The organism is Pyrobaculum ferrireducens (assembly GCF_000234805.1).
Taxonomy (GTDB): Archaea; Thermoproteota; Thermoprotei; order Thermoproteales; family Thermoproteaceae; genus Pyrobaculum; species Pyrobaculum ferrireducens.
In genome coordinates, this window is sequence record NC_016645.1 from 1,514,921 (window position 1) to 1,536,835 (window position 21,915).

At 57.5% G+C, this 21,915-nt stretch carries 28 protein-coding genes; 14 read left to right on the plus strand and 14 right to left on the minus strand.

The annotated features are described in order from the left end of the window. Position 1 precedes the first annotated feature (1 nt). Complete coding sequence (locus P186_RS08405) at positions 2 to 886, minus strand: hypothetical protein (RefSeq protein WP_014289030.1); 885 nt, start codon at positions 884 to 886, stop codon at positions 2 to 4. An 83-nt stretch (positions 887 to 969) separates the two neighbouring features. Here P186_RS08405 and aprB point away from each other — a divergent pair, with 83 nt between their 5' ends. The 3 genes from aprB to P186_RS08420 all read left to right on the plus strand — a co-directional run bounded on the left by aprB (position 970) and on the right by P186_RS08420 (position 3,941). Further along, complete coding sequence (gene aprB, locus P186_RS08410; protein ID WP_014289031.1) at positions 970 to 1,461, plus strand: adenylyl-sulfate reductase subunit beta; 492 nt, start codon at positions 970 to 972, stop codon at positions 1,459 to 1,461. A gap of 3 nt (positions 1,462 to 1,464) precedes the next feature. After that, a complete protein-coding gene (aprA, locus tag P186_RS08415; protein ID WP_014289032.1) occupies positions 1,465 to 3,348 on the plus strand; it encodes an adenylyl-sulfate reductase subunit alpha in 1,884 nt (627 codons plus the stop codon). A gap of 89 nt (positions 3,349 to 3,437) precedes the next feature. After that, positions 3,438 to 3,941, plus strand: coding sequence for a metallophosphoesterase (locus P186_RS08420; RefSeq protein WP_014289033.1), 504 nt, complete (start codon positions 3,438 to 3,440; stop codon positions 3,939 to 3,941). Positions 3,942 to 3,957: 16 nt separating this feature from the next. Here P186_RS08420 and P186_RS08425 read toward each other — a convergent pair whose 3' ends face one another. Then, positions 3,958 to 4,293, minus strand: a complete 336-nt coding sequence (locus P186_RS08425) for a TusE/DsrC/DsvC family sulfur relay protein (protein ID WP_014289034.1) — start codon at positions 4,291 to 4,293, stop codon at positions 3,958 to 3,960. Positions 4,294 to 4,414: 121 nt separating this feature from the next. Between P186_RS08425 and P186_RS08430 the strand changes: the two genes are divergently transcribed. Then, complete coding sequence (locus P186_RS08430; RefSeq protein WP_148682887.1) at positions 4,415 to 4,765, plus strand: DsrE family protein; 351 nt, start codon at positions 4,415 to 4,417, stop codon at positions 4,763 to 4,765. Here P186_RS08430 and P186_RS08435 read toward each other — a convergent pair whose 3' ends face one another. From P186_RS08435 to P186_RS08465, 7 genes are all read right to left on the minus strand, one after another. Next, positions 4,766 to 5,239: a hypothetical protein gene (locus P186_RS08435; RefSeq protein WP_014289036.1), complete on the minus strand. Its 474-nt coding sequence runs from the start codon at positions 5,237 to 5,239 to the stop codon at positions 4,766 to 4,768. Beyond that, a complete protein-coding gene (gene dsrB, locus P186_RS08440; protein ID WP_014289037.1) occupies positions 5,239 to 6,384 on the minus strand; it encodes a dissimilatory-type sulfite reductase subunit beta in 1,146 nt (381 codons plus the stop codon). The genes P186_RS08435 and dsrB (P186_RS08440) overlap by 1 nt, the downstream gene beginning before the upstream one ends. After that, complete coding sequence (gene dsrA / locus P186_RS08445) at positions 6,381 to 7,613, minus strand: dissimilatory-type sulfite reductase subunit alpha (protein WP_014289038.1); 1,233 nt, start codon at positions 7,611 to 7,613, stop codon at positions 6,381 to 6,383. The genes dsrB (P186_RS08440) and dsrA overlap by 4 nt, the downstream gene beginning before the upstream one ends. 150 nt (positions 7,614 to 7,763) lie before the next feature. Next, a complete protein-coding gene (locus P186_RS08450; protein WP_014289039.1) occupies positions 7,764 to 8,426 on the minus strand; it encodes an SAM-dependent methyltransferase in 663 nt (220 codons plus the stop codon). Then, a complete protein-coding gene (locus tag P186_RS08455; protein WP_014289040.1) occupies positions 8,411 to 9,751 on the minus strand; it encodes a cobyrinic acid a,c-diamide synthase CobB in 1,341 nt (446 codons plus the stop codon). Before P186_RS08455 ends, P186_RS08450 begins: the two co-directional genes overlap by 16 nt. A 49-nt stretch (positions 9,752 to 9,800) precedes the next feature. After that, positions 9,801 to 10,379 carry a hypothetical protein gene (locus P186_RS08460; protein WP_014289041.1) on the minus strand — a complete coding sequence of 193 codons (579 nt, stop codon included), beginning with the start codon at positions 10,377 to 10,379 and terminating at the stop codon, positions 9,801 to 9,803. 85 nt (positions 10,380 to 10,464) lie between these two features. Then, on the minus strand, positions 10,465 to 10,857 hold the full coding sequence (locus P186_RS08465; protein WP_014289042.1) for a hypothetical protein: 393 nt from the start codon (positions 10,855 to 10,857) through the stop codon (positions 10,465 to 10,467). 47 nt (positions 10,858 to 10,904) lie between these two features. Between P186_RS08465 and P186_RS08470 the strand changes: the two genes are divergently transcribed. Beyond that, on the plus strand, positions 10,905 to 11,603 hold the full coding sequence (locus tag P186_RS08470) for a uroporphyrinogen-III synthase (RefSeq protein WP_014289043.1): 699 nt from the start codon (positions 10,905 to 10,907) through the stop codon (positions 11,601 to 11,603). Here P186_RS08470 and P186_RS08475 read toward each other — a convergent pair. Beyond that, the gene (locus P186_RS08475) at positions 11,556 to 12,353 is read right to left on the minus strand and encodes a uroporphyrinogen-III synthase (protein WP_014289044.1); all 798 of its coding nucleotides are present in this window, start codon (positions 12,351 to 12,353) and stop codon (positions 11,556 to 11,558) included. The genes P186_RS08470 and P186_RS08475 overlap by 48 nt on opposite strands. Before the next feature lie 82 nt (positions 12,354 to 12,435). On the opposite strand from P186_RS08475, the gene P186_RS08480 reads away from it, so the two are divergent. The 4 genes from P186_RS08480 (at position 12,436) to P186_RS08495 (ending at position 16,100) form a co-directional block, all read left to right on the plus strand. Next, a complete protein-coding gene (locus P186_RS08480) occupies positions 12,436 to 13,686 on the plus strand; it encodes a sulfite reductase, dissimilatory-type subunit alpha (RefSeq protein ID WP_148682889.1) in 1,251 nt (416 codons plus the stop codon). Then, complete coding sequence (dsrB, locus tag P186_RS08485; RefSeq protein WP_014289046.1) at positions 13,683 to 14,798, plus strand: dissimilatory-type sulfite reductase subunit beta; 1,116 nt, start codon at positions 13,683 to 13,685, stop codon at positions 14,796 to 14,798. The genes P186_RS08480 and dsrB (P186_RS08485) overlap by 4 nt, the downstream gene beginning before the upstream one ends. Beyond that, positions 14,798 to 15,286, plus strand: a complete 489-nt coding sequence (locus P186_RS08490) for a hypothetical protein (RefSeq protein ID WP_014289047.1) — start codon at positions 14,798 to 14,800, stop codon at positions 15,284 to 15,286. The genes dsrB (P186_RS08485) and P186_RS08490 overlap by 1 nt, the downstream gene beginning before the upstream one ends. Before the next feature lie 118 nt (positions 15,287 to 15,404). Further along, the gene (locus P186_RS08495) at positions 15,405 to 16,100 is read left to right on the plus strand and encodes a hypothetical protein (RefSeq protein WP_014289048.1); all 696 of its coding nucleotides are present in this window, start codon (positions 15,405 to 15,407) and stop codon (positions 16,098 to 16,100) included. Here the strand turns inward: P186_RS08495 and P186_RS08500 are convergent. Next, a complete protein-coding gene (locus P186_RS08500) occupies positions 16,084 to 16,500 on the minus strand; it encodes a hypothetical protein (protein ID WP_014289049.1) in 417 nt (138 codons plus the stop codon). The two genes, P186_RS08495 and P186_RS08500, sit on opposite strands and share 17 nt — an antisense overlap. After that, the gene (locus tag P186_RS08505) at positions 16,501 to 16,728 is read right to left on the minus strand and encodes a sulfurtransferase TusA family protein (RefSeq protein ID WP_148682890.1); all 228 of its coding nucleotides are present in this window, start codon (positions 16,726 to 16,728) and stop codon (positions 16,501 to 16,503) included. A gap of 126 nt (positions 16,729 to 16,854) precedes the next feature. Here P186_RS08505 and P186_RS08510 point away from each other — a divergent pair, with 126 nt between their 5' ends. After that, positions 16,855 to 17,106 carry a sulfurtransferase TusA family protein gene (locus P186_RS08510; protein WP_014289051.1) on the plus strand — a complete coding sequence of 84 codons (252 nt, stop codon included), beginning with the start codon at positions 16,855 to 16,857 and terminating at the stop codon, positions 17,104 to 17,106. Next, a complete protein-coding gene (locus tag P186_RS08515; RefSeq protein WP_014289052.1) occupies positions 17,103 to 18,806 on the plus strand; it encodes a SelD-related putative sulfur metabolism protein in 1,704 nt (567 codons plus the stop codon). The genes P186_RS08510 and P186_RS08515 overlap by 4 nt, the downstream gene beginning before the upstream one ends. Before the next feature lie 157 nt (positions 18,807 to 18,963). On the opposite strand, the gene P186_RS08520 is transcribed toward P186_RS08515, so the two are convergent. Next, a complete protein-coding gene (locus tag P186_RS08520; protein WP_237179379.1) occupies positions 18,964 to 19,311 on the minus strand; it encodes a HEPN domain-containing protein in 348 nt (115 codons plus the stop codon). Between the two features lie 37 nt (positions 19,312 to 19,348). Between P186_RS08520 and P186_RS08525 the strand changes: the two genes are divergently transcribed. Genes P186_RS08525 through P186_RS08535 form a run of 3 tightly spaced genes read left to right on the plus strand, consistent with a single transcriptional unit; the run spans position 19,349 to position 21,588 of the window. After that, complete coding sequence (locus tag P186_RS08525; RefSeq protein ID WP_014289054.1) at positions 19,349 to 19,825, plus strand: hypothetical protein; 477 nt, start codon at positions 19,349 to 19,351, stop codon at positions 19,823 to 19,825. A 54-nt stretch (positions 19,826 to 19,879) separates the two neighbouring features. After that, on the plus strand, positions 19,880 to 21,247 hold the full coding sequence (sat, locus tag P186_RS08530; protein ID WP_148682891.1) for a sulfate adenylyltransferase: 1,368 nt from the start codon (positions 19,880 to 19,882) through the stop codon (positions 21,245 to 21,247). Further along, entirely contained in the window at positions 21,244 to 21,588 is a 345-nt protein-coding gene (locus tag P186_RS08535) for a DUF6955 family protein (protein ID WP_014289056.1), read from the plus strand. The genes sat and P186_RS08535 overlap by 4 nt, the downstream gene beginning before the upstream one ends. Here P186_RS08535 and P186_RS08540 read toward each other — a convergent pair. Further along, positions 21,542 to 21,823 carry a hypothetical protein gene (locus P186_RS08540; RefSeq protein WP_014289057.1) on the minus strand — a complete coding sequence of 94 codons (282 nt, stop codon included), beginning with the start codon at positions 21,821 to 21,823 and terminating at the stop codon, positions 21,542 to 21,544. The genes P186_RS08535 and P186_RS08540 overlap by 47 nt on opposite strands. Between the last annotated feature and the right edge of the window lie 92 nt (positions 21,824 to 21,915).

The following is a 21,915-nucleotide window of genomic DNA, read 5'->3' on the forward strand; positions in this document are numbered from 1 at the left end:
GCTAGTACCCGGGCTGTATCTCCTTGCCGGTTTTGTTTAGAGGCTTCAGCGTGGTGGGCGGTAGGCGTGTGTTGGCCCCGGCGAGGTCTTTATCTGCGTATTCGTAGATGCGCCAGAAGATGCGATAGATTATGTGGTCCGCCTTTGTCCAGAAAAAGGCCCAGAAGAACAGCGCCACAGGTATGGCGTGGAAGTGTGTGGCAAATACGAGGAAGGGATAGGCCGCGTCTCCGGCGATGGCCCAGGCAAGTATCGCCGCCTGTAGCACAAACCCGCTGAGGCCGAGCAACAGCACCATAAGCGGGAGGTAGTCGGCGCCTATGAGGTCCCAGATGCCTCTGTAATTCGCCTCTTTGTACCTCACCGACAGCCATATAAGCGCCCCAACCACCATAAACACCCCTCCCAACATGCCAATCGCCCTCGCCGGGTGTGTGAAGTCTAGTACGATGTAGTTGTGTGGAAACGTTAAGTAAGCCAGCGTGGTGGATATGGCGGCGAATACAAAGCCCCACACCATGAGCAACTTGGCGGCTCTCTTGGCGCCCCTAGTCCTAACCACTTCCTTCTCGGATCGGCCGTATTCACACTTGAGTATATTCATGGCGAGGACGTCGACGAAGATCGTCTTGAAAAACGCCGAGATGACCCTGCCGGCTCCCATCGGCGGCTTATTTGACAGCAGGCCAGTCTCCCACTTGGCGTAGGGTATCATCATCTGCATCTGCGGGTACCTCATCAAGTTGAACTGCCTAACGCCCTTATACCACAGAGTGGCGATTATCCAGATAACAGTAATCACGGCGAGGACATCTATGGCAAACCAGTCGACTGGGCTCTCCACGTATGTGTACCCGCCCTGTTGGATAATCTCAGGCTTATGCATGGATCCTTCCGTCGGTGTAGAAAAAACTATTATTTCCCACCCGTTGGTAATAATCCATTTTTATAGAGCCAGCCGGAGACTCCATGCCTACATTTGTATATGCATCTCTATGCAAGGGCTGTGGCAAGTGTGTAGACATATGCCCCGCCGACAATATGCAGTACAACCCCAAGAACAGAAAAGGCTACAACGCCGATCCCATCAGCTGCGCTGAGTGTATGAACTGCGTCAAGTACTGCCCAGAACACGCCGTCGACGTGAGGCCGTACTCCGACTTCGCCCCCCTGGGCGCCAGGGTCGGCGTCATTAGGGACACAAAGAAAAACATCATCTACTGGAGGATTGTGTTTAGAGACGGCACTGTCTACGACTTCGCCTCCCCCATTAGGACGACGCCGTGGGGGTCGGCTAAGGGAGCGCTAGACATACCCGAGAGATCTGACCTAGACTCTGAGCTCCTTGCCCTCGAGGACAAGCCTGAGTACCTCGGCTTCCCCGAACTACCGCGTCCCAAGCAAACGGTGCGGATTGTGGGCAGTATACTAAAGGCCAAGCAAAAGACCGGCGGCGGGTAGGCTATGTCGCTCCACTTCCCCACCAAGATCGTCGACACCGACATTTTGGTGGTTGGAGGCGGAATGGCTGGATGCGGCGCCGTGTTTGAGGCGAAGTACTGGTGCCGTAGCAAATGCAAGGTTACTCTCGTAGAGAAGGCAAACACCGAGAAGTCCGGCGCCGTGGGCATGGGCCTATCCGCCTGCAACCTCGGCGTCTTCACCACAGACCCGGACGACCCCAAGCCCGAGGACTTCGTCCAGTACGTGAGAAACGATCTGCTGGGCATGGTCAGGGAGGACTTGGTGTACGACATCGCCCGCCACATGACTTCGACTATAAAGCTCTTCGACGAGTGGGGCCTGCCTATCTGGCGCGACCCCAAGACTGGGAAGTACCTCAGAACCGGCAGGTGGCAGCACCCAATACACGGCGAGTCTTACAAGGCGATAATAGCGGAGCCGTGCCGTAAGTCGGCTGACGAGGTGTACGAGAGGGTGTATGTAACACATCCACTTCTAGATGAGTCGAGGCCTAACAGGATTGCCGGAGTGGTGGGCTTCAATGTGAGGGATGGCACTTTCTACGTCTTTAGGGCCAAGGCGGTTATCGTAGCCGCCGGCGGCACCTCTCTGCTGTACAGGCCGAGGAGCGTCGGCGAGGGGCTGGGCAGGGCTTGGTACCCCACATGGGCGTCTGGGAGCGCCTACGCCATACCTCTACTCGCCGGGGCTGAGACGGTGACCATGGAGTTTAGGCTGGTGGTTGTGCGCTTTAAAGACGCCTACGGACCGGTGGGCTTCCCCTACCTCCTCCTCAAGATGAGGTCGACAGATGTCAAGGGGAAGCAGTGGGAGCCTCTGCCAGACGAGGCGAAGGCCGAGCTCTCCAAGATATTCTACGACTTCGCCTGGGCCAAGCCAACGCCCACCCCCATAAGGACCTGGGTCACCATTCAGAACCTCAAGGAGGGGAGGGGGCCCGACTTGATGCAGACCCAGGAGAGACTTCCCGACGAGGAGTCTCTGAAGGTGCTCTTCGAGGACTACCTCGACATGACCCCCACACAGGCGTTCTACTGGGCTTCGCAGAATATCCACCCGCAGAAGACCCCATCGGAGCTCATGCCCACCGAGCCCTACGTTCAAGCCAGCCACGCGTCGCCCGGCGGCATGTGGGCCTCCGGGCCTTCCGACATCGCGCCGAAGGAGTACATATGGGGCCCCAACAGGATGCTCACGGTGGAGGGCCTATTTGGCGCGGGGGATGTGGTGGGCGCAAGCGGCCACAAATTCAGTAGCGGGTCTTTCACAGAGGGGAGGATAGCCGGCAAGTCCGCGGCGAGGTACGTGTTGACCCAGGCCAAGGACTACAAGCCCACGATTAGCAACGACACCATTGAGCGGTACAAGGAAATTGTCTACAGACCGCTTGAGTGGTACCACAAGAACAAGCCTCTGACGACGACGCCGGAGATGCCTCCGCAGTACACCAACTGGTTCGAGATCCACCCCAACTACCTCAACTGGTACCAGCTCCTCGTGAGGCTGCAGAAGACTATGGATGAATACGCCGCGGGTTGGGGCATGTTCTACACCACCAACATGTACCTCCTCAACAGAGGCTGGGAGCTGTTGAAGATGCTCGAGGAGGACTTCCGCTTCGCAGCCGCGGCGAGCCTCCACGAGCTGTTGAGGGTCTGGGAGGTGTACCACCGCCTCCTAGTGGGGCAGGCTGTGGTGTTCTCAATGATGAATAGGAAGGAGAGCAGGGGCTACTACCTCAACGCGGACTACCCCTACATTGACGAGGAGAACTGGCACGTCTTTACACACGTAAGGAGAGACCCCAAGACCGGCCAGTGGAGCTTCAGAACGTCTCCAGTAATACACATAATACCGCCCTGAGGTTTAGAAATCGGCCCCCCGTCTTTTTCCAATTCTTTATGAACATTAATTTCATAGGTAATTTTTTAAAAGTGTAGATTTATCTACGTATGCTCATCGGTGTTATAGCTGATACACACGACGACTACAAGGCCATTTATAAATTCGGCGAGGTGGCGAAGAGGATGGGCGCGTCAGCGGTGATACACGCCGGCGACTGGACGTCCCCCTTCTCCATGCTTAAGCTGAGGAGGGCCCTTGGGCCGGGCGTGCCCGTCTACACAGTCTTCGGCAACAACGACGGCGACCGGTTTAACTTCGCCAAGAGGGCGGCGGAGGCGCAGATAGAGGTGCTGGGGGAGGCCGGCGTGGTTAACCTCGGCGGGGTGAGGATCGGGGTGTACCACGGCACCTCTGAGCTTCTGGTAGAGGCCATGGCTAGATCTGGGCTTTTCGACGTGGTAATCTACGGCCACACCCACCGGGTCGACATCAGGCGGGTAAACGGCGCCCTCGTCCTCAACCCCGGCGAGGCTTGTGGATGCGCCTCGGAGAGACCCACAGCCGCCGTGCTGGACACCGACGGGCTAAAAATCGACCTAATCGATTTGTAAAAAGGAAAAAGCGGATTTAGACGCAGCCCGTGGGCTTGGGCGCGCCTGCTACTTTACAGGCGCCGTGGGCTGGGCCTGAGGGGAAGAGCTGGTATATCTTCTCGAGAGAGAAGCCGGTCTCCTTTGTCACCATCTTAATTGGTGGGCAGGAGCCGTAGGTTTCCCAGTATTCTCTAAGGTATTTTACGAGTTTCCAGTGCTCCTCTGTCATTTGCTGGACGCCCTCCAGCTCTCTAGCCATCCACTCAGCCACCTTTTCATCCCACTCCTCTGGATTCTGCATAAAGCAGTCCTCGTCTAGTATCACCTTCTTGCCATCCACCTGGTACTCACCCGGGCACTTAACCGGCATGGTGGCATGCACTGTATTAATTTATTTTCTTTATTCCCACTTTCCTAGATATATGGCTGAGGGCGGGGAGTTTCGCGCGGGTTGGTAATAATTTTTAATTATGTATGGAACTCTGAGCCTCATGGCGGACAAGGTGGCGTTTCTGGCAACTATGCCGCCGGCAGACAGCCCGAGGATATCTACAATGCTTGGATACGCCCTCGCCGCCGCCTCCATGGGGTTCGAGGTGTTGATATTCTGGACGCTGGACGGGGCCCACGTCGTGAAGAAGAAGGTGTTTGAGAAGCTTGACAAGCAGATCCAGGAGAGGTTTAAGCAGTGCCTCGACATGGGTTGTAAGATGTGGCTCTGCTCCTCGGCGGCTGCCACCTTTAACATTAAGGAGGATGAGGTGGTGGAGGGGGTGAAGATTATGGGCATAGCAAGCTTCTACGAATACGCCAGCGAGGCGAAGATAACGCTAACCTGGTAGCTACTCTATCTCCACAGCGTCTAAAACCTTGTATTTTTTATTCAAGACTTGGAGATACTGCTCTGTCCTGTCCCGGAGGAGGTACAGCGCCACGGCCCCCCAGTTGTGGTAGGCTTTGTCCAGCTCGACGTTTATCTTCAGCGCGATGAAGCCAAACGCCCTGCCGCCGCCGCACTCGGCGGGGTACACCGAAAAGGCGTACTTAGTTGACTGGCCACTCCAGGGGACGTCCTCCGCCACGTCTACCAGCGTAGTGGCCTCCTCCACGCCCTCGCACCGGTCAACCTCTATTAGGACCCTCTTCTTCAAGTCGAGAAAACCTAGGTGGTAGTACTCCCCATCTAGCTTAAAGGCGAAGAGCATGTCGTGGAGAGTGACGTAGTAGACCCCCTCCTCGCCCGCGGCGAGGAGGTAAGGTATCTGGTTGAGAAAAACGGGGGGTTGGGACCTGGCCCTCTTGACAAATTCCTCCATTACAAGGCGTCTCTCAGCCTCTTGTAGACGTCGCCCCTTCCTCGGAATGTGAGGAACGTCCTGGCGAACTCAGGCACCTTCTGGTAGTAGTCGTGCACCTCCTTCAGCCCCACCAGCTCCAGGAACTTGGTCCAGCCCACCCTGTCTATGAAGTCTGCGAGCCTCTCGCCGGGGTTGGCGTGCTGGCGCCACACCTCTATGACGTGTTTAACCACCGCGACGATCTCCTCGTACCGCGGCGGAATCGCCGGCAACCAGGGGATCAGCACCCTCGCAAGTCTAGCGCCGCCGCCGGTGTTCGACAGCTTGCCGCCGACCAGTATCGCCACCCCCACGTTCTCGGGGTCGTAGTCAAAGGCGTCGCAGTTCTCCTTGCACCTCGCGCAGTTTATACACTTCTCCCCCAGCAACACTAGCTTCACCTTGTCGCCCTCCCTCCTCAGAGTCAGCGCGCCGGTGGGGCACACCTGGACTAGGAATATCTGGCTCTCCTGCACCTTCGCCAGGGCCCTCGGCGGCGGGAGGCACATCCCTATGACGTCCTCTCTAATCTTAGGCGGGGCGCCCCACTGCCCCACTATGGCTATGTCTATGGCGGTGCCGCCGGCGCACATCGAGGGGCAACCGGAGACGAATATACGCAACTTGGCGGGGAGGCTCTGCTCCTTGAAGTAGGGAGCAAGGGCGTCGCCCAGCGCCTTTGTAATACTCGGCGAGTCGACCACCGCGGTGGTGCAGGTGAGGTAGGCCGTGCAGGAGTTTATGCCCCACATCGACCTCCCCCAGCCGCCTACTGGGAAGCCCATCTTCTCCACCTCCTCCTTGATCTTCACCGCCTTGTCTAGCGAGTCTGTGAGTATCTCAAGATTGCCCGCCATCGTAACTCTCATCGCCCCGATGCCCAGGCTGTCGGCAATGTCAGCCAGCTTGTCTAACGTGTCGGCGCTGATTCTGGCGTTGGGCGGCATTGCCACCTTTACAGTAAAGACCCGGTCGCCCGTCTCGGAGATGTGCTCAATTATGCCGTTGCCGTGGAACTTTCTGTCCACCCACCTGCCGTAGTTCTTCAAAACCTTCTCCGGCAGGAACTTCTCCAAGTCGACGGGGAATACCTTCTGGAGCCTGGCGGCCTTAGGCGAGCTCATACCCTCCCCTTCAACTGCTCTGCGAATTGTAGAAACTTCTCCCTAACCTCCTTAGGCAACACGGCGTACGGCACCTCGTCAGGGTTCTTGGCGGTGGAGACAGGCATCCCCTCAAGCTTGATCCCGGCCTTCTCTATGAACTTGTCCAGCCCCACGTGCATGACGTAGTCCCCAAGCCTGTACTTAGGCTGCGCCTCGCTCTCCCAAGGCCCAATCACCTTAAACGTGAGGTCAACCGCGTCCCTCGCCTGGTCGGGGTTCAAGTAGCCAATAAACCACCCCAGCTTAGGCCCGAAGCGCCCCTTAGAGCCACCCCCAATCACCACCGCAACTTTCCGGTTCTTACCTGGTTTTATTGCTGGGTATGCTGTTCTTATGCAGTGCATTGATTTTTTGCAGCGGGTGCCGTCTATCTTCAGCTCCTTTTTCTCTGGATCCCAGGTGATGGCGCCGCTTGGACAGTTAGCCGCAAGCCTAGCCGGATCCACCTCACCAGCCTCTACCTTCTTCCTCAAAAGCTCCTGATCCACCTCAGGAGCACCAACCCAAACACCAATAAACCCAATGTCGCCCCTCGCGGCGCGGGCGCAGTCCATCGGGCAGCCGGAGAACTTTATCTTGAATTTGTAGGGGTAGTTGGGGGTCACGATGTTGTCGTTTACCCGCTTGTCTTTGTGGAACTCGGCGTACCACTTCAACGTGTCGTATAGGGCGAACTCGCACAGAGCCGGCCCGACGCATGCGTTGAGTGCCCTTATGGCGTCTCCGCTACCGCCGACGTCCGTCCCTATCTCTCTAAGGGCGTCTACCATCGTCTCCGCGGTCTCAGGCGTGAGGTTTAGCACAAGGGCGCCAGTCTGTCCAACGAGCTCTATCAAGCCAACGCCGAGCTCCCTTGATATCTTGGTAATCTTCCTAACGAAGTCGGACCTGAGGAACTTGCCCGGGGTGTGGAATACTCTGAAGTGCACCTCGCTCCCCCCGCCGGGCACCCAGTCCCTGGCCCACCTCGACAGCACCCCGGTGTTGACGTACTCAACCTTAACCGCCGCCGGCCCCCATGGGCTCTTCCTAGCCACAAGCCCCACGCCGTATACGTGAAGAGGATAGCGGGTCTTCCTCAGCTCAGTGACGTGGCTCGGCCACGGCCCCTTTTCCAGCTCTTTAAGCACCTCCTCGGCTTTTGAGAGAAGCTCCTCTTTAGGTGGTAGGCCCGGTGGAGCCGACATGTAGAAAAAATTGATGCAAACATATATTACTTATTAACCAATGTTTGAAAACAATAAATATGTGAAAAAGAGCAGATTAACTAATGTATATGTGGCAAAATATTTGTTTTTTAATAATATATAGAAATGGCATAATCCATTTATATTCGCTTAATTTCGTGTGCAGTTCTGTATAATAATGAGTAGTGGCCTTCTCCCTTTGAAAGAGGGGAGCTCGCCCGCCGTGGTTTTTACACAATTGCCCCCCAGCGACACCGCTTGGCAGACGTATATCCTCACCCCAGCCCCGCAGACCTTCTCCACAGCATCCCTCACAGCCTCCAGCTTGTCACCCATCATGTGCACCACCACGGTGTCGGCGGCGACCTTGGCTAGGGTTTCGGCGTCGAAGTAGGGGAAGGAAAAGAGAGCTATATGTCTTAGCGATACGCCGTCTGTCAGCTCAATTCCGTGGAGAGCCGCCGCGGCGGTGAAGGCGCTTACCCCCGGCACCACGCTACACGGCACCCCCCGGGCTTCGGCTTTTTTACATATCTGGACGCCGCGGCCGAAGACCGTGGGGTCGCCGTTTTTAAGCACAACGACGTTGAGACCCCGGGCCGCCTCTTCGATGAGGCGGTCCACCGTCTTGTCGTGGTCCTCCCTCCTGTGGCCAATCTTCACCCGCCTCGCCTGGGGGGCGTAGCCTTCGACGATCCCCTCCGGCACCAAGTCGCCGTATGCCACTACGTCAGCTCTGCGCAACAGCTCCACAGCCTTTACCGTCAGCAGGCTCGGGTCGCCGGGGCCGGCCCCCACTACGTAGATCGGCATAGCGCCGCCAAGACGTTGTATGTGTAGGGGTGGATGTGTAGATACTGGGCGTGCATGTTGTACTTCACAACGCCGTCCCACCCCCCTCCCACCCCCACACCCCTCTCCAGCCTAATGACGAGATTTGGCTTCTCCCTAAAGATAATCTTAGAGTAGTGGAACTCGTGGCCCACCAGCCTCGTCCCCCGGGGCGCCACTGGGGTATTCCCCACCACATGCCCCCAGGCGTATCCCTTGCCCACCGGCCTGTCCAGCATCGCCGTGACTGCGTCGATGGCGCCAACCATCTCGTACTCGCTACGGTCGATAATTATAGAGGAGGTCATGTACATAAGGCCTCCGCACTCGGCGTAAAGCCTCCCCCCCGACTCCACATAGCTCAGAAGGGCTTTTCTAAACGGCCTATTCCGCTCCAGCTCCTCAGCCAGCACCTCCGGGAAGCCGCCCCCAACCACGACGAGATCCACCGGCGGCAACGCCTGGTCCCTCAGCGAGTTTATGAAGACAGGCTCCCCCACCGACGCCGCGGCCTCGAGTAGCTCTGGGTAGTAGAAGGTGAAGGCGCGGTCCATTATAACACCCACCCTACAGTTGCCGCCAGCGGGGGGGTCAGCCTCGGGGTCTACGTCAAGCTCGCCGGCCCTCTTGGCGATGGACAAAATCCCGTCGAGATCAAGATGCGGCACCACGTAGCTCTCCAACACGTCCAAGACGCCGCCGGCGTCGGCTCTCTCGCCAGTGGGGACCAGGCCTAGGTGCCGGTAGGCGAAGGCCTCGGCCACCCTCTTCGACTTCGGCACAACGCCTACGATCTCCACGCCCTCCTCGGGGAGGGCCTTGACCAGCTTCTCCGCCTGTCTAGGGGTGACGTTTGTCAAAATTACCCCAGCCACGTCCACGCCGGGGTCAAAAGCCTTGAGGCCCCTTACGACTGCGCGGAGCGTTCTGTTTACCCTCTCGCCGTTTAGCACCACCACCACCGGGGCCTTGAGCAACTTCGCCACCTGCGCCGTTGAGCCAAACTCGGAGACGCCGTCTATCGAGTCGTAGAGGCCGAGCACCCCCTCTACCACAGCCAAGTCGGCGCCCGCGGCGTATTTCACAAACCTCCTCCTCACCCCATCCTCGCCCATCAACACCACGTCGAGATTTCTACTCGCCGCCCCGGCGGCTATGCTGTGGTAGGAGGGGTCTATGTAGTCGGGCCCCACCTTGAAGGGCGCCACCCTCAGCCCTCTGCGGGCGAGGCCGTACAAAATGCCGAGGGTTACAATGGTCTTGCCTGACATCCCCCGGGGCGCCGATATGACAATTCTCGGAGTCACGAGCCACTGGGCGTTTTCTTAAAAAATCTTTATTACTAATGGTAGGCTACTACCTCCTCCTAGCCTTTACCCTCAGAATTCCGGGGGCCGTCACTATGTCCACTATTTCGTAGCCCAGGTCCTCCAGCATGCATCTAACCGCCGATGCCGTCACCTCCACGCTCTCTATGCTGTAGCCTACGCCTATGGTGTCTATTGTGAACTCCCCGCCCTCGGCCTTTATCTCGAACCTCCTGGCCGGCACGACGTTGGCGAGGTACCTGGCGAAATACGCCGCGTTCTCCAGCGTGCCGAACACAGCCTTTATATACCCCGCTATCATCTTCCCAGCTTCGCACCAAACCGCCAATGCCGTCTCTTTATTCATCTTGAACATCTCCACAACCATCTTGTCCAGGAGGCGGCCGGGGAGGGGGACAGTCTCAAGCTCAGTCATAACCTTGTAGAAGGTGGCTATGTCCCTGATCTGCTGCACTGAGAAGCCCTCTTTGATCAGCGCGAGGCCGACGCCCAGTATCTGGTTAGCCAGGGCGAACTGGGTGTAGCCCATGGACTCCGCGGTTTTCGCCAAGTCCTCAGCCACGTCCCTGGCCACGGCGATGTTTATCCTGTCTTTTCTCACACTCATAGATTCTCATAAATTACAGATATTTATGTTTAAAAGACAGGAAACAACTAGAGGTGCTGTACACCTTTGGTCTTGCTTAAAAAGTTTATTCGCGACTTGTGTATAATTGTCTGAGACAGTCTAAAATTCTTCTTGTAAGCACCTTCGCCATCTCCTCTACATAGCCCTTACCCAGGAGGTTCACCAACCCGCTCTGCCTCCCACAGAACCGCCACTCCCTCTCCCTTACATACAGAACGAATTCCAACCTGCTCCCCAGCCCAGTGCCGAACCCCTCGTAAATCCACAACCCCCCCTCTACCCGCCTGGATTTTACATATATCCTAACGCCGGGGATGAGCCACCCCTCCACCCGCGGCTCGTAAACCATGTACTCCCCGCTACGCCCCCCGTTTCTCCACCCTAGACAACGCATCAACTTATCTAGGTCGACATCTGCCACGGGCCGCTCCAGCTCCCCCCTCAGCTCAATATCCACACATAGACACAAACCTCTAGTTTATATGTCCAAAACACCGACGGCTTATGCGGGTTGTGGTGACCAGCCCCTTCGCGGCGGAGGCCTTTGCCAAAATTCTAAGAGATGTAGAGGTCGTCCCCGCCCCCGTGCTTAGGCTCGAGCCCGTGGATGTGGATGCAGACGCCGTGAGGATCGCCGTGGCTGAGAGCGACGTTGTCATCTTCGTCTCCGGGAGGTCGGCGTATAGGCTCAGGGAGCTCGGCGTGGTTCTAAACCTGGCGGGGAAGGCCGTGGGCACGGCCGAGGGGAGGAAGGGCGCCGTCATGATTAGAAACGCCTTTGGCGTGGAGCCCCAGCTCGTGGCCAACACCTCCGAGGAGCTCGCCGACCTCGTGGTGCGATGCGGCGTGGCAACCCTCTTCCACCACGGCGAGAGGGCTGAGGCGCTGGCGAGGCGCCTCCACTCCACCTGCGCGCGGGTGCACGAGTTCTACACCTACAGATCCGAGCCGGATGAGGAGGTGCTTCGGAGCCTAACACGCGGCGACGTGTACGTATTCTTCAGCGCCACAGCCGCGGAGCTGGTGGCCTCCAGGCGGCCAGACGTCCTAAAAGACGCCGTAGCAGTCGCCGCGGGCCCCGCCGTGGCGGCTACGTTGGAGAGATACGGGGTTAAGCCACTCAGCCCACCTGGAGGCAGAATTGCCGAGGTGGCTCTATACGTCAGGAGCCTCCTTGAGGAACTTAGCCACGGCCTCCGCTAGATAGGCGAGGAAGGGCTTCTCGGGCGCCAGCACCCGCGCAACTCCGTAGCGCCTCACCGCCTCCTCGGTCACAGGCCCAACAACGGCGATGACAGATCTGCCGGAGTTAGCCACCTCCACCACATCCCGAAGCAGGCCGGCCTTCTCCACCGCCTTGAAGAAAGCCTCCGCCCCGACGCCGCTTGTGAAGACCAAGACGTGGCGGCCCTCCAAAAACCTCCTCGCCGCCTCCAAGGCGTTGGCCTCTGGCGCCTCCTCCGTCTGGTAGACCTGGACGTACCTCACCTCCGAGGCCAAGCCCTTCAGCCGCTCAATTAGCTCAGTGTCCACCGCGCCGTAGAAAGAAACCAGCAACCGCCGACCCCGTAGCAGACCCGAGGCCCTTGCCAGGAGCTCGTCGGACGTCTCGCCGTAGTTGGGACAGTCAAGCTTGAAGTACGTCTTTATGTTGCCGGAGGCCTTGGCGCCCCTACATAGGAGCAACCTCTCCGCTAGGATGCTCCGCAGGTAGTCCAGCCTCCCGGCGCGCTTTGCCAGCTCTGCGAGGCCCCACGCCGACTGCCCCGTCATGAAGAGCACCGTGTCCGACCAGGAGAGGTGGCCAACCACCGCATCCAAATCCACGCCCGACTCCTCAACCATGACTGTGGGCAGGTAAACCACCTCGCCCCCAGCCTTGACAATCAACCTAGCCAGAAGCTCCGCCTTGGAAGGCCTACCTGAGGTGATGATAACCGTCCACCCGGCCACTGTCCCGCCTATATGTATTACTTAAGTTTTTATTTCACTTTTGGGAGAAATAAGAGATTTTAAAATAGATCGGTGCACCTCTATGCAGGTACGTGTAAAAAAGCCGTTAACTGTTGATGAATATGCAAAACAAGGTATGGAGATGTTGAAGTACTACGAATCTGGTCCCTGGCCGAGCCACGTCACCGAGCTTAAAAAAACCAAGTATCCAATTGAGGCCTACGCCGCGGGGCTCGCCGCTGGGAAGACTATGTGGGCCGCCGGCTCGGCCAAGATACGCTATGTATACACCGGCTTCATCGCCAGGAGGACCCGCGACGGCAAGATCTCGGAGCTACACTTCCGCGTGTGGCAACCCTCCGGCTACCTATACAGCACCGAGAAGCTGAGGAAGCTGATGGACTTCGCCGATAAGTACGGCCTCGGCTTGCTTGAAATCGCCGGCCAGCAGGGGCTGATGATAATCTCCATTAGGCCGGAGGTGGCCGACGAAGCCGTGGACTACTTGAGAAACGTCGTGGGGACGGATATAGGGGCCACCGGCGACACTATTAGAGAGCTGGCGGCCTGCGTCGGGCCGGCTCTGTGCGAGTTCGCCCTGTACGACACCCTAGAGGCCAGAGACAGGTTCATGACCCACCCCAAGATCTACGAGTGGATGTCTAACCAGCTCTTCCCGTTCAAATTCAAGGCAAAGTTCTCCGGATGCCCCTTCGACTGCACACGCGCCGTGCACCGCGCCGACTTCGGCTTCATCGGCGTTTGGGTCGGCGCTCCCGAGGTGGATCAGGAGCTTTTGAGGAAGAAGATTGAGGCTGGTGAGGTGGATCCGGCTAGGCTTGCGGCTAACTGTCCAAGCGGCGCCATTACCTGGGACCCAGAGAAAAAAGAGCTGAAGATAGACGGCACCCGCTGCAAAAAATCAATGCACTGCATAAGAGCGGCGTACCCGGCGATAAAGCCGGGAAAAGAGAGGAAGATCGCCGTGGTTGTGGGCGGCCACGTGAAGGGTAGGTTCGGCGGCAAGATGGGTAAGCCGCTTGCGGTGGTTAACTCGGTGGAGGAGGCCATGGACTGGGTGGTGAAGACTGTGGAGAGCTGGACGGAGTATATGGAGAAGGGTGTGGTGAAGCACAAGGACAGGATAGGGGACTTCATTATGAAGGTGGGCTTTAAGAAGTACGTCACGGAGATCCTCGGCCTTAAGGAGGAGAAGAAGCCGACGCTTCACCCCTCGCTGAGGGCCGGCGCCGTGCTAGACGACGAGGAGAGGACTATGTGGGCAAACTGGGCCTCTAAGCTGGTGGAGGAGTACTTCGGCAGGAGGCCATGACGGCGGACCCCGTTGCCCAGAGGCTGCAGAAGCGGCTCCCGGTGCCCTACACCGAGTGGCTACCTGAGCTAGTTCGCCGCAACGTAGGGAAGTGGGTAGACAGAAGGTTCCACGGATACGGCATCATAGAGCACATATCCTCTACAGGAGACCGCGTATTTACAGTAAAGGTGGGCACCCCGCCGAACTTTAGAATGAGCACTGAGACCATGAGAAAGTTCATAGACATTGCGGACAAGCTGGGCATCGGCGGGATAAAGATTACGAGAAACGGAAATCTTGAGATACTCACAGACTCCCTAGACAAGGCGGTGAAGATTAAGGAAGAGGTGGAGAAGATGGGCTTCCCAGTAGGCGGCTGGGGCCCCACCCTCTGGTCCATCAACTCCTGCACCGCGTTCCTAACCTGTACCACCGCGGTGGTTGACGCCCCGAGTATAACAAAGGTGCTATACGACCACCTGAAGCCGTACTTCACTGGTGAGGTGAAGCTCCCGGCTAAGCTGAGGATTAACGTTTCTGGGTGCCCCAGCTCCTGCGGCGGCTTCACCTCCGACATAAACATCGTGGGGCACTACGGCGACGCCCCGACCTACGACCCGGAGCGTGTAAAACTCTGCCTCCCCCGCTCCGCCAAGGCGCTGGAGGCTGGCCACGTGCCTGAGGTGGCCGAGGTCTGCCCAACGGGCGCCATAAAGGTGTACGGCAAGCCGGACGGCACGGTTGGCCTAGACGTTATTAGGAGCAAGTGTATAGCTTGCGGCCGTTGCCGCGACGTATGTGACTGGATGGACTTCGACGAGTCTAAGATCGGCGTGGCCATCCTTGTGGGGGGCAAGGCCAGCAACACCGGCCGCGGCTCTATGCCGTCTATCCAAGTCATCCCGTGGGTGCCGGCCATCCCGCCTGAGTACAGGGAGATAGTGGCTGTGGTGAAGAAGATAATCGACGTCTGGAGGGCCAACGCGAGGGAGGGGGAGCGCATCGGCGACTGGATAGCCAGGGTCGGCATGGAGCAGTTCTACAAACTTCTGGAGATCCCAGTGACTAAGTGGAACAAGCCTGTGGCCATATCAGGTGAGTTTGGGATTAGGCAGTTCGGCCCCATTTAATGAGTATCTACGACGTAATTGGAGACCTTCTTTTAAAACTCCGTTTTCAATACGGGGTTGAGGAGGTGGAGGACAGCGTGGGGCTCGTCGCCATGATCAGGTCGCAACCGGACGATGAGGAAAGGACGTATATCTACTCGCCGCCGGGGAGGCCCCGCCCCTACCTCGTCTCAGCTACGGTGTCCGGTGGCTATGTTGCTTTGGCGTTCGCCGACCTGGACGACGTTAGGCAGATAAAGGCGGCGGTGGACGCCGCCGAGCTGGAGGAGGCGTCGACGGTGATTGTGGGGAACGTGGCTCCGTTCCTTATGCCGCTTAAGAGAGATGGAGATGTTGTGTACGCCGTGCTGGGCTTCAAGACCGTGGTCGAGGCCGACGTCTTAACCGGTGGGTTTTTGGAAGCGTTGCTTGAGGAATTTGAATGGGATAGCGATAAATACTTTATGTCTATATTAGATAAACTGTCTATTAATAGTGGTAGTAAGTAATAGGTTTTTTACTTATTGAAAGTAGAATGTTGTGTTGAATTCTTTATTTATTTGTAAATAGTACTAGACAAGTGTAAAAAAGTGTAAGATTTAAATAACATGATATTCATAAGTAGTAATGTTGTATTGGCCAAAGCTAGATGATTCTGCTAAGAACATCGTGGCTTATGTAGTTTCTAACGGCCCCGTGACTATGTACCGGGTTGCTCGGGACCTCAATATCCATTTTTCCCACGCATACAGAAAGGCGAGGAAGCTGGAGCAGATGGGGTTTCTGACCTCTACCGGGGGGCCCAGGGCTAGTCTCTACGACGCCTCTATCAAGGGCCTACTGTACACCTACTCGACTAAGATGGCCAGCCTCGACATAACCCTCTCCAAGCTTAGAGAGGCTCTGGGGCTGAGGATGTTTTCTCTGGAGGAGGTCAACGCCTTTATCAAGTTTTTCCTTTCGCTGGCAGACAGAGACGCGCCTGTGACGAGTATAGCTACAATGGTTAGCTACATACTGGATAAGTGCGGCTCCGAGTACGTGGGGTGCATGTCTGTCCTCGACCACAGGGATAGGGTGCTCGCCAGCCGTGTGGTGGCCTACGGCATCATTAGCATGATACACCGCTTCTTCGGCGACGCGGTTGTAATAGCTGACGAGGGCTACTTCGCCCTGGTTAACCTAAGGAACGGCTCGCTTATGGCTGTGCAGTGCCGTCTCTGCGGCCGCGAGAAGTACTGTAGTCTAGATCCATGCCCCTCGCTTCAACGCGTCATTGAGACGAGGCTTAGAAACGTGGGGAAGATCACATTAACTTTCTAAGCCACCTCTCCAAAATAGAGTGGCTTTTTAGGTAGTCCTCCAGATCTATGTTTGTTTTGCAGACGCACGACACGGCGCCTTCTACATTTTCCAGCAGATAGACGCCGTCCCCGCCGTTTACCAGGGCAAGGGCGTAATCTGAGTCTGCGTAGTACTCGAGGTACGGCGGGCCTATCCTCTCGGCGTTTTTCTTCTCTGTGCAGTCGGGGAACCCCGTGGTTTTCAACGCCCACGCCAGCTCGCCGTCTTGTATACACCTGCCCTCGAAGTATATAGAGTCTCTCGCCAATATGAGCCCCCTGTCTAGTACAATTCCGCCCTCGGGCTTCGTGCACCTTGTGCCGAATTTAGACACATAGGCCTTTAGCTTCGTGAAGAAATGCGGTATGTATACGGACACCTACTTAAGCCTCTTCACCACTATTCTGAGTGTGCCGTCGGGAAGCTTCTCGCTGGACACCACCTCGTGGCCCATTCTCTTTGCCCAAGCCTTTATGTCGGGGTCCGCGGCGGGGTCTGTGGCGAGCACCTCGATAGTGTCTCCCACGTTTACCTGGGCAATGGCCTTGGCCGTCTCCATAACCGGTATGGGGCAGAACTTCCCTCTGACATCCAGAGTCATTGGCATAGGGCCGTTAGACCCCCCGTTAATAAATGTTGTTTCCAGCATTCCTAAAAATAGCCCTCTGGCATATATTGGTGCAAAAATAACACTTTTTAAAAACAGATATATAGCAATGAGGAGGGGTTACTCATGGCGCAGGCGGTGTACGACGAGTCGAGGAAGGTACACATCCTGGATCTAAGAGGCTACGTGTGTCCCTACCCCCAGCTGGCGACGGTGAGGGCTATAAAGAGCCTGCCCAGGGGTAGCGTCTTGGAGGTTATTACCGACAACCCGCCGAGTTGTGAAAACGTGCCGGCGGTTGCGCGGCGGGAGGGCGGCGTGGTGGAGGGGGTATACGAGGTGGAGCCCGGGGTCTGGAAGATAGTTATCAAGTTATGAACAGGCTGGAGAGGTTTAGGGAGCGGGTTAGGCTGTACCGCGAGGCGGGTATTGCCTTGGAGTCGCTGTCGCTTGGCTGCTCGGTTAAGGTGGATCTATACAACGTGCTGTACCCCGCGCTCCAGCTCCTAAAGGAGGACATGTATAAGCTGAACCTCGTCATCGCGCCCCGGGAGGACGCCGCGGTTATGCCGGGGGAGGCCGCCGAGCTGAGGCGCTACTTCCTCGACGTGGAGGAGCCCCGGCTGGACCCGGCTGAGGTGGAGAAGCTGGCTCCCACCGTGGCCATCGTCCTGGCGCAGCTGTACATGGGGAAGGCGGCCTCTCCGGAGACCTTCGCGAAGTACGCCGCTAGGCTCTACAAAGCCCTCGGGTCGAGCAGACACAGGGTGTGGTTTGGGAAGGGGCACAGCATCATCAGCACGAAGAAGGGGGCGGAGTTCTTCATGGTGGACTTCCTCAAGGCCGAGGGGAGCCGAGGCTACGTGCTGGCTAACAACGACACTATACAGGTTATCGACCCGTCGGAGGATTTCGACTCCCCGCTACAAGTCGCCGTAGCCGTCAACAACGCCCTAAACGACTTGTTTGCCAAGGGGGCGTGGAGAGATCTGCACATAGCCCCCGTCTACGACGCGCCGTCGCCCTACCGCAAGTCGCTAGAGGCCAGGGTGACCAGCTACGCATCCTCGCTGGGGAAGCTTGTCGAGGCGCCGCAACCCGACATGGGGTATCTGCTCCTCGGCGCCACGGCCTACGCCTCGCTGGACAGAGAGCCTCCGCTTTACTACGACAAGCTGGGGGAGGGGTTCGTGGTGCTCGTCACTAGGCCCTTCGGGGAGCTGGCCTACTTCACCACGTACGTCGCCGTCCACACAGACGAGGCGTTGATGAAGCGCTTTGAGGAAGAGGTGATGCCGCTGGACCAGTTCGAGGAGGAGAAGCGGAGGGTGCTGGAGGTCATGGCGACGCCTAACCTAGAGGTGGCGAGGGTGATTTACGAATTCCTCCCCGACCTCGGCGAGCGTTTCGACCCGGAGGCGCACGTAGCCGCCACCATTGACGTCTCGGGGCCGGGCATCTTCGTCTTCAAGGAGGTGGCGGAGAGGGCCGGGGTGGACGTGAGGTTGCTAGACGTGCCCTTGATGTCGCCTAAGGTTTCTAAATTCGCCGCGGATAACTACATAATGCCCGACGCCACCGCCGGGACCAACGGCGCCGTGGCGATATTCGCCCACAGGAAAATCGCGGACCAGCTTCTAGACAAGCTGGCCAAGGCCCCCCACGCCAGGCCCACTGTCATCGGCTACGTGGAGGGCAAGGGAGAGGGGAAGCTGATAGTCCCCGACAGGGCGCTTCAGTACATATCCAGCAGGAAGCTCAGGGAGAAGCTAGGCGCCGCGGCCGTGCTGGGCGGCCTCGCAAGGGTCGTCGGGAGGCGTGTACGGGCGGTGGCGTACGTCGAAGGCGAGGTCCAGGGGGTGGGCTTCAGGCCCATCACGAGGGCAAGGGCCAAAGCGCTTGGGCTAGTGGGCTATGCCAAAAACCTTCCTGACGGCAGGGTAGAGGTCGTGGCCGAGGGCGACGAGGAGCGGGTCCGCAAATTCGTAGAGGAGCTCTGCAGGGGGTTTGAGAAGTGTAGAGTCACCACGTCATACCAAGAACCCGCCGGGGGATACGACGACTTCTACATCCCGTAGCAGGTGAAAGGGGTGAGAAAAAAGGTTGTTTAGTTAGGCGTATAGTTTACTGCTTCTTTTCAGCTTCTTTCTTCTTCTCCTCGGCCTTTTTCGGTGGCGCGCACATAGATGGCCACAAAGTTCTGCAATATAAATCTTTCTAACATTAATATTGATCCTATTGGCTATGGACGCGGCTGGGTCCTAGCTTTGATAGACATTCACTTATTATATCTGCACATTTTACACATAGATCCCCCTTGGGATCTGTCAAACGCCTTTCTAAACAGTAAGCACATTTGACAGCTTCGGCAGAGGGGTTGCCCACGGCCTTCGCCAAGAGCGCGGGGAGGGCGTGGACAGCCGGCGTGGGGGCATATGGGTGGCTACCCAGAACCCCCATGAGCAGGGCTCTCACCGCGACGTAGGCGTTGTAGCAAGCCCATGAGTCGTCGCCCCGCTCGAGGCCTCTAATGGCTTCTGTCATGTGTCTATAGTGGCGCTCTATCCACTTGGGGTGAATCACGGGGGGAAAGTCTATATAGCTATTTTTGATTTTCTCCATGAGGCTCGGCATGTGCAGAACCTCTTCGATTCTCGACTACCGGGCTGTGGTGTTTCTAGAGGGGGAGGGCTACGTCAGGGTCACCGCCGCAAACGGCAAGTCGCTTGTGGCGAAGGTGGTGAAGGGGCCTTGTTCGGGGGTTTCTAGGGAGGTGGCCTACCTCCTATACCCCAACTACGGCTGGGGCAGGGTGCCCGTGGAGGCGGAGTTCGCCGTGGAGGCTGTGGAGCCTGTGAAGGCTACTAGAGTTGTGATGCGGGTGCCCTTCGGCATAGGGGAGATCGTTGTGCGGAGACAGCTGGAGGGCTTCCCCGTGTACGAGGGGTCGGTGGCGCTTGAATATCTGGAGCATATAGAGTTCGGCGAAGTGGTGCACGTGGAGCCTGCCCAGTTCTCAGTGCTGGCGCCCGACACCAAGCTGAGGCTCGTGGAGGTTCCCGTGGACGACTCCGAGGTCGTCTTTATGCGTAGGTAGGTTATTTTCTAACAACTGCTAATAATGTTTTAGATTTTTTTGCATAGAGACGCCATGCCTGCGCCACTTGAACCACACGGAGGGCGGCTGGTATACAACGTAATAGAAGATAGAGACAAGGCGGAGAGCGCCGTGAGGGGCCTTACCAAGGTGGAGATAGAGCCGACACTCGGCCCGGACGGTGCGCCGATCCGCAACCCATACCGCGAAATCATGTCAATAGCCTACGGCTTCTTCAGCCCTGTGGAGGGCTTTATGACGAGGAACGAGGTGGAGAGTATTTTAAAAGAGAGGCGCCTACTGAGCGGCTGGCTCTTCCCATTCCCACTGGTGTTCGACGTGGATGAGGAGAGGTTCAAGTCGCTGGGGGTGAAGGAGGGCGACACCGTGTTGCTCACCCTCAAGGGCAAGCCGCTTGCCACGTTGAAAATCGAGGAGGTGTGGAAGCTCCCGGACCGCAAGGAGTTCGCCGACGCCGTCTTCGGAACCCCCGACCGCAACAGGGAGGTGGTGAAGAAGAGGTTCGACGAGAAGCACCCCGGCTGGCTGATATACCGGTCCATGAAGCCCATCGCCCTGGCGGGGAAGATAACAGTGGTGAACTCGCCGAGGTTTAAAGACCCCTACGGCAGGTTCTGGATGCCGCCGCACGTCTCGCGGGAGTACGTGGCTAAGAAGGGGTGGAAGATTGTGGTTGCCCACCAGACGAGGAACGTGCCGCACATAGGCCACGAAATGCTTATGAAAAGGGCCATGTTCGTCGCCGGCGGCGACAGGCCGGGGGACGCGGTGCTCGTAAACGCAATTATAGGGGCCAAGAGGCCGGGGGACTACGTAGACGAGGCCATTCTGGAGGGCCACGAGGCCCTTAACAAATTCGGCTACTTCCACCCAGACCGCCACGTGGTTACCATGACTCTGTGGGATATGCGCTACGGAAACCCGCTGGAGTCGCTACTGCACGGGGTCATTAGACAGAACCTCGGCGCGACGCACCACATGTTCGGCAGGGATCACGCCGCCACGGGCGACTACTACGACCCCTACGCCACGCAGTACCTCTGGACGCGGGGCCTCCCCAGCTACGGCATCAACGAGCCGCCTCACGTGACGGACAAGGGGCTGAAGATACGCCCAGTGAACCTGGGCGAGTTCGCCTACTGCCCCAAGTGCGGCGAGTATACATACCTAGGCATGTCCTACGGCGACTACAAGGAGGTCGCCCTCTGCGGCCACACCCCGGAGAGGATATCCGGCTCCTTCCTCCGCGGCGTCATCATAGAGGGCCTCAAGCCGCCGAAGGTGGTCATGAGGCCGGAGGTGTACGACGTAATTGTAAAGTGGTGGAGGGTGTACGGCTACCCCTACGTCACAGATAGATACCTAAAAATTAAAGAACAGGAGCTGGAGGTGGAGCTATGACGTACAAAATCGGGTTGCTGATAGACGAGAAGCGCTACGAGGCTATTAAAGACACGCCGCTGGCCCAGAACCTCAAGTCCATGTTCGGCGGGGAGATAAAGATGCTGGAGGTAGACGTCGACGAGGAGACCGCGAAGAGAATACTTGCCGAGTTCCCCTCGGCCAGGGTAGACGCCAGAGGCTTCCTAGAGGACCTCCCAGTGGCGTTTAAAAAGGCGCTGTTTGACGCCATTGCCCAGACTAAGAGGGCTGACAAGACGGCGTTTGAAAAAGTATTTGAAAAAATAGACTCTATTAAGGAAGCGGCGCGGAAAGAGAAGGAGTACGTACCTCCACCTTGAGCCCCTGGGCCGGTAGCAACATCTTTTTTAGATACGCCGAGTGCCTCACGACGAATACGTGGATTTTTCCGTCCTTCTCGGTTTTTATGGGGACGCCCTTGAATTTTTTGATAGCTTCGTCCAGCGGCGTGCCGGCCAGCTGCGGTGGGTACTCCACAACGCCGTCTCTAGCCTTTATGTAGGCTACCACGTCGCAGAGGCAGAACTTCTCCACCACCTCGTCGTAGGTTACCATTAGTGGGTTTGTGATTCTACCTAATATACTTTATTTCTGGGCAGAGGTTATTTTCACCGCGGTGGGAACAATCTTATTAAAATCAGCAGTTG